The organism is Alteromonas sp. ABV4_150 (assembly GCF_056311745.1).
This window is the reverse complement of sequence record NZ_CM149971.1, coordinates 3,624,370-3,636,837: the sequence shown is the minus strand read 5'-3', so window position 1 is coordinate 3,636,837 and position 12,468 is coordinate 3,624,370. Positions and strand designations below refer to the sequence as shown.

At 43.4% G+C, this 12,468-nt stretch carries 13 protein-coding genes; 8 read left to right on the top strand and 5 right to left on the bottom strand.

Annotation, left to right across the window (positions count from 1 at the left end):
• The first annotated feature begins 43 nt into the window (after window positions 1-43).
• Window positions 44-883, top strand: a complete 840-nt coding sequence (locus ACYX4M_RS15735; RefSeq protein ID WP_476080821.1) for a DUF2797 domain-containing protein — start codon at window positions 44-46, stop codon at window positions 881-883.
• Between the two features lie 106 nt (window positions 884-989).
• Here ACYX4M_RS15735 and ACYX4M_RS15730 read toward each other — a convergent pair whose 3' ends face one another.
• Together ACYX4M_RS15730 and ACYX4M_RS15725 are read right to left on the bottom strand one after the other, a co-directional pair.
• Window positions 990-1,541, bottom strand: a complete 552-nt coding sequence (locus ACYX4M_RS15730) for an NAD(P)H nitroreductase (protein ID WP_334058373.1) — start codon at window positions 1,539-1,541, stop codon at window positions 990-992.
• A 197-nt stretch (window positions 1,542-1,738) separates the two neighbouring features.
• The gene (locus ACYX4M_RS15725) at window positions 1,739-2,350 is read right to left on the bottom strand and encodes an HvfX family Cu-binding RiPP maturation protein (protein WP_476080820.1); all 612 of its coding nucleotides are present in this window, start codon (window positions 2,348-2,350) and stop codon (window positions 1,739-1,741) included.
• Between the two features lie 402 nt (window positions 2,351-2,752).
• On the opposite strand from ACYX4M_RS15725, the gene sppA reads away from it, so the two are divergent.
• A complete protein-coding gene (gene sppA, locus ACYX4M_RS15720; RefSeq protein ID WP_476080819.1) occupies window positions 2,753-4,618 on the top strand; it encodes a signal peptide peptidase SppA in 1,866 nt (621 codons plus the stop codon).
• Between the two features lie 50 nt (window positions 4,619-4,668).
• Window positions 4,669-5,160, top strand: a complete 492-nt coding sequence (locus tag ACYX4M_RS15715) for a SprT family zinc-dependent metalloprotease (protein ID WP_476082895.1) — start codon at window positions 4,669-4,671, stop codon at window positions 5,158-5,160.
• Window positions 5,161-5,233: 73 nt separating this feature from the next.
• Here the strand turns inward: ACYX4M_RS15715 and yfbV are convergent, their stop codons facing one another.
• The gene (gene yfbV, locus ACYX4M_RS15710) at window positions 5,234-5,683 is read right to left on the bottom strand and encodes a terminus macrodomain insulation protein YfbV (protein ID WP_476080818.1); all 450 of its coding nucleotides are present in this window, start codon (window positions 5,681-5,683) and stop codon (window positions 5,234-5,236) included.
• Between the two features lie 587 nt (window positions 5,684-6,270).
• Between yfbV and trxB the strand changes: the two genes are divergently transcribed.
• The 4 genes from trxB to infA all read left to right on the top strand — a co-directional run bounded on the left by trxB (window position 6,271) and on the right by infA (window position 9,046).
• A complete protein-coding gene (gene trxB, locus ACYX4M_RS15705; RefSeq protein WP_476080817.1) occupies window positions 6,271-7,236 on the top strand; it encodes a thioredoxin-disulfide reductase in 966 nt (321 codons plus the stop codon).
• A 50-nt stretch (window positions 7,237-7,286) separates the two neighbouring features.
• Entirely contained in the window at window positions 7,287-8,033 is a 747-nt protein-coding gene (gene aat / locus ACYX4M_RS15700) for a leucyl/phenylalanyl-tRNA--protein transferase (protein ID WP_476080816.1), read from the top strand.
• The gene (locus ACYX4M_RS15695; protein WP_476080815.1) at window positions 8,030-8,752 is read left to right on the top strand and encodes an arginyltransferase; all 723 of its coding nucleotides are present in this window, start codon (window positions 8,030-8,032) and stop codon (window positions 8,750-8,752) included. Before aat ends, ACYX4M_RS15695 begins: the two co-directional genes overlap by 4 nt.
• A gap of 75 nt (window positions 8,753-8,827) precedes the next feature.
• Window positions 8,828-9,046, top strand: a complete 219-nt coding sequence (infA, locus tag ACYX4M_RS15690; RefSeq protein WP_014949333.1) for a translation initiation factor IF-1 — start codon at window positions 8,828-8,830, stop codon at window positions 9,044-9,046.
• A gap of 158 nt (window positions 9,047-9,204) precedes the next feature.
• On the opposite strand, the gene clpA is transcribed toward infA, so the two are convergent.
• Complete coding sequence (gene clpA, locus ACYX4M_RS15685) at window positions 9,205-11,481, bottom strand: ATP-dependent Clp protease ATP-binding subunit ClpA (protein WP_476080814.1); 2,277 nt, start codon at window positions 11,479-11,481, stop codon at window positions 9,205-9,207.
• Window positions 11,482-11,505: 24 nt separating this feature from the next.
• On the bottom strand, window positions 11,506-11,826 hold the full coding sequence (clpS, locus tag ACYX4M_RS15680) for an ATP-dependent Clp protease adapter ClpS (protein ID WP_334058354.1): 321 nt from the start codon (window positions 11,824-11,826) through the stop codon (window positions 11,506-11,508).
• Between the two features lie 245 nt (window positions 11,827-12,071).
• Between clpS and cspD the strand changes: the two genes are divergently transcribed.
• A complete protein-coding gene (gene cspD / locus ACYX4M_RS15675) occupies window positions 12,072-12,290 on the top strand; it encodes a cold shock domain-containing protein CspD (protein WP_014949330.1) in 219 nt (72 codons plus the stop codon).
• The last annotated feature ends 178 nt before the right edge of the window (window positions 12,291-12,468 follow it).

Below are 12,468 nucleotides of genomic sequence, written 5' to 3'. Positions count from 1 at the left end.
TAATGCCAAGTTAGAAAGATTTTAAAGAATAAAGGTTTAAAAAGTGACAACAAACTATTCAGGTATGCTGAAAAAAATGCGTACCTCTGCAGACGAAAATAACAAAGTTAATTACACGCTGCCTATCGGCGATGCACTGTTAGATATCAATGAGCTTATTGGTAAAGAGGTGTCCGTTACTTTTTCCGGTGAGATTAATTGTGTTCACTGTAACCGTAAAACGAAGAAGAGTTTTAACCAAGGGTATTGCTATCCCTGTCTAATTTCACTTGCTCAATGTGATAGCTGTATTATCAAACCAGAAAAGTGCCACTACCACGAAGGTACGTGTAGAGAGCCTCAATGGGGTGAAGAACATTGCTTTAGCGAACACTTTGTTTACTTAGCAAATACCGGCACCGTAAAAGTAGGCATTACCCGGCAAGTCACAGATGGTGTATCTACACGATGGATGGACCAAGGTGCAACCCAGGCTACCGTCATGTTGCGCGTGCCTGACAGGCTGACTAGCGGTTTAGTTGAAACCTTATGCAAAGACCATATTGCTGACAAAACCAATTGGCGCACCATGCTCAAAGGAAAGCCCGATGAGGTCGACCTAGAGCAGGTTAAATCAGAGTTGATGAGCAAAATTGAAAATGATTTAGAAGCGCTAAAGCAAGAGAAAGGGCTTCAGGCTGTTTCCGAAGTTACTACGCCAATTCACGACATTCACTACCCTGTAGAAGAATACCCAGTGAAAATAAAATCTTTGAATCTTGATAAAGACCCGTCCTTTAGCGGCGTATTGCAGGGCGTTAAAGGTCAGTATTGGATGCTAGACGGTGACCGCGTTATCAATATTAGAAAGTTTGCTGGCTACAACGTAGAACTATCGTTTTAGAATGCTTGTCAGGTCTGTTGTTATTTATTGATAACAACAGACCTGTATTTGAAACAACTCGTTATTTAGGTCAGATTTCGGCATGATTTAGCGAGAAAGCCAACACCTACTGCCAAAATTCGAAGTAGTCATCACTATTTCTCTGCGGCTTAGGCGCAGGTTCAAATGCTGGCGTGCCCAAATATAAAAACCCGACGAGTTCATCATCTTTACTTAAACCTAAACCGTTTCTTACTGTTTCACAATGTGCATAGCTGCCGGTGCGCCACATTCCGTTAAAACCTTGCGCCACCGCTGCCATCTGCATAGCCATCACACCACAGCTAGCAGAGGCAATTTGTTCAACGCGCGGTACTTTTTCGTGCTCAGTGTGCTTGGCAATTGCAACGATAATCATAGGAGCACGGTGAGGTAGCTGAACGGCACGCTCGATTTCCTTCTGCGATTTCTCATTTTCAATAGCAGACTGTTCATAAAGTGCACCAAGTTTATCAAGCCCTTTCCCAGTACATACAATAAAACGCCACGGTGTAAGGCAAGCGTGATCTGGTGCTCGAAGGGCTGCCTGCATGATATTCTCCAGAGCATCACCGCTAGGCGCAGGTGCCTCTAATCGAGGCTGAGAACTTCTATTGAGTAATAATGTTAATGCGTCCATTTACGTCCCTACTTTTCACTCATATGGTTGTTGGCTCATATGGTTGTTGGCCCACATGCTAGCGCGTAACTAAAATGGTATGACTAAGTTAAAAAGCATACCCGTACTATGTGGTAGATCCTACGGCTGATAAATAAAAAAGACCAGAAAATTCCGGCCTTTTCACGTGAATATCCCAAGAGTGGGTAATCGTAAAATTAGTTCTTTTTGCGACTGAACATTTTACTAAAATAGTAGTCCACGCTGAAAAAGCGCCCGCCGCCATAAATAAATAAAACGAACAACATGGCGAAATACGTAGCTGCGAACTCAATGCCATTATTGAGTACGACAAAATTACCGCTTGAGCTTAGCCAGTCGTAATGACCATGCTCTTGTAACAGCGACTTAGCGGCCGACAGTTTTTCTGGCGCAGCCATAATGCTCTCATTTAATAAAATAGTACCGTCAGCTAACCATGATGAAGCGTCAGCTATGGCTAGCCAGCCATTTTCAGCATGTACGCTTACCATGGCGACGATCATTGTTATCATAAGCGGTATACTCACCAACCGGGTTAACGCGCCAAACAACAACAAAATGCCCCCTACCAACTCGGCGGCGGTAGCAAGGAATGCCATCACTAAAGGCATGGGTAATCCAAGCCCGTAATCATCGTTCCCAAACCAGTCGACTATACTGTCGAAACTAGATGCTTTGTTCCAGCCAGCCTGTATCATCACTGGAGCTAAATATATACGTAGTAAAAGTAATGGGATTCCGTCAGCTAGCTGTAGACGTGCAACAAATTGTTGATAGAGGTGTGTCATTGTTTTATCCAATAGGTGTGCTTAGAAAATAAGAACGGCACTATATGAAAAAAATTTCACCTAACAAAAATAAGTCATCTTCTTTCTCTCGGATAATGCGAAAAGGCCAAGAGAAGGCAAACTACTCATGCTGATGAGTGAAGAAGATCATCAGCGCATAGCCAAGCTAATTAGCAAGTGGCTGGCCCAGGATGAGGCAAAACGATAACACGTGCTCAGCAGCGTCGTCCGCACTGTGATTTTGTGCACGGCGACACAAAAGGCATAAGCACTTACAAAAAATTACAATTAAGTTAGCGATCTTACTCGATTTAGGTAACATAATAGAGTGCAGTACATTGGGCTTGATACACCTGTTTCGTCTTGCTCTGATTAGTTAATTCATAAAAGGTAGTGATAAAAATGGCAGCCAAAGGAAATTGGACAAAATCCTTGTTTATTGGCTTGTGGACGGTGCTTAACTTCACCCGCAAACTTTTCTTTAATTTGATATTCATTGTTATTTTTGTTGGATTGATTATCGCCATTGCCGGTCAGGACGATGAGCCGTTGTCAGTGAATAAAGATAGCGCGCTCTTCCTAACGCTTAACGGTAAGCTAGTCATTGAAAAGGAAAGTATTGACCCGTTTGAACAGTTTTTGCAGGAATCGCTTGGCAGTGAGCCTGAAAACCCAGAAGTGCTTGTTCGCGATGTTGTAAAAGTCCTGGAGAATGCCGAGAAAGACCGACGTATAAAAGCCCTAGTGCTTGATCTTCACGGGCTAACAGGTGGCGGTTTAGATAAACTGCGCAGTGTTGCGAACGCTATCGACGCATTTAAGGAATCAGGAAAGCCGGTATACGCCATCGGCGATTACTTCTCGCAAGACCAATACTATTTAGCAGCTCACGCAGACAACATCTATTTAAACCCAATGGGCGGATTAATGTTTGAGGGCTACGGGCGCTACGGCATGTACTTTAAAGACATGCTAGAAAAACTAAAAGTAACAACCCATATCTTCCGTGTAGGAACGTACAAGTCTGCTGTTGAGCCTATCATGCGAAACGATATGTCTGAAGAAGCTAAAGAAGCTGAAAAGCAATGGTTAGACGGCTATTGGGCACAATATAAAGCAGACGTTGCAACCGCTCGCGGTATCGATGAAGCAAATTTCGATGAAACTCTTCAAGGCCTTTTGGCAAAATTTGAAGCGGCAGGTGGTGACTTTGCTCGGTATGCCCTAGAGAACAACTGGGTTGATGCATTGAAAACTCGCGAGGAAGTGAGATTAGAATTAACCGAGTTAGTGGGCGAAGGTGATAATAACCATGGCGTGAACCTCACTACATTCAAATCGTACCTAAAAGTTGTTAATCCACCTATGCCTGTTATTGAGTCAGACATGGATAAAGTGGCTATTGTTGTTGCTAAAGGAACTATTTTAGACGGCAATCAAAAAGCAGGCTCGATAGGCGGAGACAGTACCGCTCGCCTATTGAGAAAAGCGCGCTTAGATGACAACGTGAAAGCTGTTGTACTTCAAATAGACTCGCCCGGTGGCAGTGCGTTTGCCTCTGAAATCATTCGCCAGGAAGTTCTACAGCTTCAGCAAGCCGGTAAGCCTGTTATCGCGTCTATGAGCACTTACGCAGCATCTGGTGGTTATTGGATAGCGGCAAGTACTGACAAAATAATTGCAAGCCCAAGTACTATTACAGGCTCTATCGGCGTGTTCGGTATGTTCATGACATACGAAAATTCACTCGACTATTTAGGCATTCACAGTGATGGTGTGGGCTCAACAGAACTTGCTGGTTTCTCTACTGTACGCCCTCTTGCACCAGAGTTTGGTCAAATTCTTCAGCGTAACGTTGAAAATACATACGGCAACTTTTTATCGCTAGTGTCTAACGCTCGAGGTATGTCAGTTGAGGAAGTGGATAGCGTTGCACAAGGTCGCGTATGGATTGGTGAAGATGCAATTGAACTAGGTCTAGTTGACCAGTTAGGAACTCTTGATGACGCTGTCGCTGCCGCCGCAGAGATTGCAGAACTTGAAAACTACGACACTTTCTATGTACAGCGCACGTTAACCGCACAGGAAATTTTCTGGAAAGAATTTTTCGGTCAAGCCATGACGTTTGTAGGAAAGTGGCAGTTTGCTCACGCCGACTCGTCACTAGTTAACGAGTTCAAGCGAGTACTTAAAGAGTTTAGTTTAGTGAATAAGCTTAACGACCCTAAAGGTACCTACGTGCTTTGTTTACCTTGTGATGTCGAGTAGTCAACATTAAATACAGTTAACTATGCAAAGACATAGAGTGAGGCAGGAACATCGCTTCAAATGATTTAAGTAATGAACAGCGTCGTGTTATCACCGACGCTGTTTTTTATTGTTTTGAACAAGCAGAGCGTTACTTCAACCGAACGTTTGAACGTCCTACCATTACGTTTAGACGTTCAGGTAGGAATGCTGGCACGGCGTTTTTACAGCAAAACCGCCTGAACTTTCACCCTATTCTTTTCAAAGAAAATGCCGATGCCTTCATAAACGATGTGATACCTCACGAAGTAAGTCACTTATTGGTGTGGACGTTATTTGGAAAGGTTCAACCTCATGGCAAAGAATGGCAATCGGTTATGCAAAGAGTTTATAACCGTACACCTGCCGCTACACACCAGTTCGATGTGAAACGTGTAACTAAAACCTTTCAATACGTTTGCGACTGCGACAACTATGCACTATCCACGCGAAGACATAATAATATCTTAAAAGGTGCACAGTATAGATGTCGAAAGTGTCAGAGTTTGCTGCGAGCCGCCTAAACGTTTTCCATTTCAAGGTAATGGCAAACCCAACTTTTTTAGGCTACATCCGTTTTGATTTAAGTGCCTAAATCTAATTAAACCAATGCTTAGTGAACGCGTTGTCTAAGTCATTAAAAGCAGTTTTAAGCAGTTGAGCTAGCTCTTTGTACTTAGGCTTAGACTTAGCATTACTGATATTCACTCCTTGGGTGCGCATTTTAGAATGAATTTCCTGGTACCAGCTTTTTAGCTGTGGTGGAAGATATTGATCTGAGCGATGTCCTAACCATAGCAAGCCCTGCATGGGTAAGCTTAGAAAGAAAGCGCCTATTGTTATCGTTTGTGGAAGGTAATCTGTGCCTAAGTTTTGATATAAGAGTGCGCACGACACCATAGCAAGCGGCGGCATAGTTTTAATGCCAAACTTGGTGGCGGCAACTACTCTGCACTCTGGGAAGAAAGCGTAGAGTTCTTTTCTCACAGGCCATGTCTTCATGTACTGCTGACCGTTTTTCAACATTGTCATTACTGATTGAGACATGGTTAACCTCTTCGTTCTCAGGGTGGTATAGTTAAATTGTAAACCGCTTTTTATCTATTACAATTCTCTTGCATTATTTTTTACGGGATTTCTTTCGTGCGTTTTATACAAAGCGTTCAGGACGCTAGCGCACATGACCTCGAATATTCTATCAAACAAGGTAACGTTCTGGTTAATTAAGTTTAGTTCGGTATAAAGCGTTGCGCTTAAACTAACCGTCTACTATTTCTTTACGTTCATGCTTAGCGTTTAGATGCCTTTGGCACCTGGCTCAGTGAATAGTCTTAAAAGATACTACAAAGTTAAAGAGACCTTAATAATTAAAAGGTATAAATTGGCCTCATCTTTAAGTGACATTTTTTGCGCATGAAGGCATCATATAGCGCTTTAGCCTGAGCATTGCGCTGTATATATTTGTTTTGTCTTTAATTAAGCAACTGAATGAAAACCTGCAGAAATTGCGTTGGCAGATTACTATAATAAAACAAACTGGGTATTGTGCTTGATTTACAAATTTTTGCCCCTACCTAGCTTTCTAAGAGAATTTTATAAGTAGCCCGTGATGGGTGAATAATTTGGAGAGGAAAATGGCAGAAAGCAGACACGTCCGTCTACTTATCTTGGGCTCAGGCCCCGCGGGTTATTCTGCAGCGGTTTACGCTGCACGTGCAAACCTTGAACCTGTATTGTTAACTGGTATTCAACAAGGCGGACAGCTTACTACCACCACAGAAGTTGAAAACTGGCCGGGCGATCCAGAAGGGCTTACTGGTCCTGACCTAATGGTTCGTATGCAAAAGCATGCTGAAAAATTCGATACTGAAATTATTTTCGACCATATCAACAAAACTGACTTTTCTAAGCGCCCGTTCACCCTTTATGGTGACAGCGGTACCTATACCTGCGACGCACTAATCATTGCAACAGGTGCTTCGGCAAAATATTTAGGCCTAGAGTCAGAACAAGCGTTTATGGGTAAAGGTGTATCTGCCTGTGCAACCTGTGATGGATTTTTCTACCGCAACCAAAAAGTAGCGGTTATCGGTGGTGGTAACACGGCTGTTGAAGAAGCACTTTACCTTTCAAACATTGCTTCAGAGGTACACGTTATTCACAGAAGAGACAGCTTTAGAAGCGAAAAAATTCTAGAGAAACGTCTTCGCGATAAAGCTGAAAACGGGAACGTGGTACTCCATCTTAACCGTACGCTTGATGAAGTGCTGGGTGATGAAATGGGCGTAACTAAGGTTCGCATAAAAGATACTAATAGTGATGCAACAGAAGAGATTGATGTAATGGGTCTTTTCGTTGCTATCGGTCACAAGCCGAACACTGATATCTTCGAAGGCCAGCTAGAGATGAAAGACGGCTATATCGTGGTGAATAGTGGCACTAACGGCAACGCGACACAAACGAGTGTTGAAGGTGTATTTGCCGCGGGTGACGTGAGCGACCATATTTATCGCCAAGCTATTACGTCAGCCGGAACTGGCTGTATGGCTGCGCTTGACGCCGAAAAGTACCTAGACGGTACTATGCCTGAGCAAGGTTAATAAGCTCCCCTAAGCCCTGCACTTCTGTGGGGCTTTTTTCTGGCTAAATTATGATAGCGTTACACTACATAGAAGAAGGCGCTCCCTTCCCTGCTGTCGACACCGCACTGGAAGATCCTAACGGTTTGTTAGCATTTGGTGGCGACCTCAGTCCAGCCCGTCTATTTTCAGCTTATTCGCAAGGTATATTTCCTTGGTTTAGTGATGACGAACCTTTGCTGTGGTGGTCTCCTGACCCAAGAGCTATAATCGAACTCGACAACTTTGTTGCATCGAAAAGTCTTAAGAAACTCGCTCGTAAAAAAAAATATAAGGTAACCTTAAATCATGCGTTTGACCGTGTGATAGAGGCCTGTTCATCAACACCCCGCAAAAACCCTAACACGGGTGAATTGAACAGCGAAACCTGGATCACCGAAGATATGATTGGCGCGTATCGGCAACTCAATGGTTTAGGCTTGGCGCATTCTGTAGAAGTATGGAACGGCGATATGCTGGTTGGCGGGCTATATGGCGTAGGAATAGGTAAAGTCTATTGCGGCGAGTCTATGTTCCATATAGAAAGCAACACGTCGAAGCTTGCTATGTTGGCTTTGGTCGAACATATGAAATCGCAAAATATGGCGTTTATCGATTGCCAGCTTCCTACTGACCACTTGTCATCGCTAGGCGCTAACGTGTTGCCACGGAAAAATTTTATTGAAAAACTTGAAAATAACAACCACACTTTAACGGAAGACGGTAGGCTGTCTGAAGACTACCTTGATCGTTGGAAGCCAAGAGTGATTACTCCGTGAAGTTTGGTATAACCCAATCATTTTCATGTAGCTACCTGCCTGATGAGCAAGAGCAATTGTTAGTGTACGCCGAAAATAATGATTTTCTGGCGTGGCGATATTCGCAGCTGATACAAGCAGGTTTTCGTCGAAGCGGCGAGCAAATTTACCGCCCTCACTGCCCTGCCTGCCAAGCGTGTAAATCAGTACGAATACCAGTGCATGATTTCACCCCCTCTCGTAGCCAAAAACGGCTGCTTAAAAATAACAAAGGGTATAAGGTTGAACTCGTTGATAAAACCAAAGCAACTTATTACCCACTTTATGAGCGCTATATTACAGAGCGTCATGCAGACGGCAGTATGTATCCGCCATCTAAATTACAGTTTGATAACTTCGTATTGTGTGAATGGATGACTACCCATTATTTAGAAGCCTATGATGGCGACAAGCTCATTGCAGTCGGCGTAACTGATATCGTCGATGCCAACGAGCACATGGGGGCACTCTCTGCGCTTTACACATTCTTTGACCCCGACTATAGCTCAGCGTCCCTAGGCACCTGGATGATATTGATGCAGATTGAGCAAGCAAAGCGTTTAGGGCATCAATACGTCTATCTTGGGTATTATGTAGATGGCTGTAAAAAAATGTCTTACAAACATAAATTTTTGCCATTTGAGCAGTTTAGTGACAATGAATGGCATCTATTTCGCAAAAATAGTAAAATAGACACTTAATTGCTTTACACCGCACCCAAGATTGGGTAAGGTCTGCGCGGCAAAAATTTTGAATTACTGAGGTAACTGCTTTACATGGCAAAAGAAGATTGTATTGAAATGGAAGGTACTGTGTTGGACACACTACCTAACACTATGTTCCGCGTTGAACTAGAAAACGGTCACGTAGTGACTGCACACATCTCTGGTAAAATGCGTAAGAACTATATCCGTATTCTTACTGGCGATAAGGTCACCGTCGAGATGACTCCTTACGATTTGACCAAAGGTCGTATCGTTTATCGCGCGAGATAATGAGCCATTTAAGCGGTAACGCATAAAAAAAGCCCGATAAATATCGGGCTTTTTCGTATCTGTGAACTGATGCTTCAAACCGTTCATGTAGCGCCAAATAGACAACGTAAGTTATATTATCTAACGCTACAATCACGGCTTAGTATCATAGTACTCTCTTAGCTTGGTTCAACTTCTTCAGACTTTGTATCAACACCTGAGTATTCAAAAGTGAGCTTGTCATCAACACAGTCTACTTTCACATTTCCGCCTTTAGATAGCTCGCCGAACAGTAATTCATTCGCCAACTCCTTCTTAAGGTCGTCTTTAATAACCCTAGCCATAGGGCGTGCACCCATTGCCTTGTCATAGCCCTTCTCGGCCATGTAAGCACGAGCAGCGCTGGTTACCTCTAGCGAGACGCCTTTAACATCAAGCTGCGCCTGAAGCTCTATAATAAACTTATCGACCACCTGCAGAATAATCTCTGGCTCAAGGTGGTTAAACCAAATAATTCCATCAAGACGGTTTCTGAATTCAGGGGTAAACACCTTGTTGATTTCAGACATTGCATCGTGGCTGTGGTCTTGCTGTTTGAAGCCTATAGACTTGCGCACCGTCTCCTGCACACCTGCGTTGGTGGTCATTACCAAAACAACGTTTCTGAAATCCACCTTACGGCCGTTGTTATCTGTCAGTGTGCCGTGATCCATAACTTGAAGCAGAATATTGTAGATATCGCTATGCGCTTTCTCAATCTCGTCTAGAAGCACTACAGAATACGGATTTTTAATTACCGCGTCTGTTAACAAGCCACCTTGGTCAAACCCAACGTAGCCTGGAGGAGCACCAATAAGACGGCTAACTGCATGGCGTTCCATGTACTCAGACATATCGAAACGCACCAATTCAACGCCCATAGTTTTCGCTAACTGTTGTGTTACCTCTGTTTTACCCACTCCGGTAGGGCCAGCAAACAGGAAACTACCAATAGGTTTTGCTTCATTTCCTAGACCTGAGCGCGATAACAAAATAGCGTCATTTAGCGTTTCTATGGCTTTGTCCTGACCGAACACAACCATCTTAAGGTTACGACCTAGGTTTTTTAGCACCTCTTTGTCAGACGCCGATACAGACTTCTCAGGGATACGTGCCATTTTCGCAATAATTTGCTCGATGTCGCCTACATTTATTGTCTTCTTGCGCTTTGATGGTGGCAACAGGCGCTGGCTCGCGCCGGCTTCGTCCATAACATCAATCGCTTTATCTGGAAGGTGACGCTCATTAATATATTTGGCAGACAGTTCAGCAGCCGCCTGAATCGCCTTTTGCGTAAAGCGCACATTGTGGTGCTCTTCATAGCGACTCTTAAGCCCAAGCAGTATCTTGGTCGTATCGCTTACGCTTGGTTCAGTCACATCTACTTTTTGGAAGCGACGAGCAAGGGCACGATCCTTTTCAAAAATACCCTGGTACTCTTGATAGGTAGTTGAGCCAATGCAGCGAAGTTCGCCGCTTGATAGTTTAGGCTTAAGCAAGTTAGACGCATCCATTACGCCGCCTGAAGCCGCTCCAGCACCAATGATGGTGTGTATTTCGTCAATAAACAGAATTGCATGCTTATCTTTGCCAAGCTCTTTCAAAATCGCTTTTAAGCGCTTTTCAAAATCTCCACGATATTTGGTGCCAGCTAACAGGCCACCCAAATCCAATGAATACACGGTGCTCTCTGCAATAACATCCGGTACGTCATCGTTTACAATCCTGTACGCTAGGCCTTCGGCTATAGCAGTTTTACCTACACCTGCTTCACCCACAAGTAACGGATTGTTTTTACGGCGACGACACAGAATTTGAATGGTGCGTTCTACTTCTGAATCGCGACCAATAAGTGGGTCAATTTTTCCATCTTTCGCATGACGGTTTAGGTCAGTAGCATACTTACTTAATGCAGAACCGCCCTCTTCACCTGACTCACCTTCCTCAGATGCTTCGGGATTAACTGGCTCATCGTCATCCGATTTACTAACGCCGTGACTAATAAAGTTCACAACATCTAGGCGAGTTACATCAGCTTTCTTTAGGATATAAACCGCTTGTGATTCTTGTTCGCTAAAAATAGCAACTAGCACATTGGCACCGGTCACTTCATCTTTGCCTGACGATTGAACATGAAATACCGCACGCTGAAGAACACGCTGGAAACCTAGCGTTGGCTGTGTTTCTCGTTCGTTTAATTGATCGTCCAAAATAAGTGGCGTGGTATCTTTAACAAACGATAGGAGTTCGCTTTTAATTGCCTCGATATCGGCACCACACGCTTTAAGCGCATCACGAGCAGCTGAGTTATCAAGCAATGCCAACAACAAGTGCTCAACCGTCATAAACTCGTGACGGTGCTCTCTGGCAAATACAAACGCATCATTTAACGTTTGTTCTAATTCTTTATTTAACATATTGCTCGCCCTCTACAAAAAACCTTATGCTTGCTCCATCGTGCACATCAGTGGGTGCTGATGCTTGCGTGCGTACTGATTAACCTGCATCACTTTTGTCTCTGCTATCTCAGCAGTAAAAATGCCACACACGGCTTTTCCTTCATAATGAACGGTCAGCATAAGTTGGTTGGCTTTCTCATCATCCATATTGAAAAATTTTTTGAGTACCTCAATGACAAAATCCATCGGTGTATAGTCGTCATTGTTTAACAACACTTTATACATGGGAGGCGGCTGCGGCTTTTGTCGCTGCGCGTCTTTTTGTTTTTCCTTTTCGATACTAATAGCGTTGTCTTTACTCATAACTTAATAATAGTGGTATACCGGCGCATATGTGTACAAACTTTTGTATAAATTTATTCACATTTGCCCTTGACATAATATGGTTAAAAAATCTACATTTTGTATTGTGGTTTTGAGTATTGCACGTTTGTCACTCTAAAGCAGTCACTTTAAAGTTTCTATAGTCAATACTCCTTCCACCGTGTCTCCGGATCTATAATGGGGGCAGATACTCGTGAGTTCAAGGATTAAGAGGAAGTCGAAGTATGGCGGTTGGCAAAGTTAAATGGTTTAACAACGCAAAGGGTTTTGGATTTATCGTGCCTGAGGATGGTGGTGAAGATATTTTCGCACATTACTCTACGATTCAAATGGAAGGCTATCGTTCGCTAAAAGCAGGTCAGGAAGTGACGTTCGAAGTTCAGCAAGGCCCTAAAGGTCTTCACGCTGAGAACATTGGCTTCAAAGAAGAACCAGAGCGTTAAGAAAGAATTTAAAAAGCCTGACCCATGCGTCGGGCTTTTGATTTTCTTGCTATAAGCTTTTGCTATGTGGAAGTTATTTTGGCGCTATTGGACGTCAGGTATTTCGTTGTCTTTGAATTGTCTAACAGATTACTCTAAACCCCTTCTATCCTTAGAGCTTTTAAGCCCTTCCTTTTCG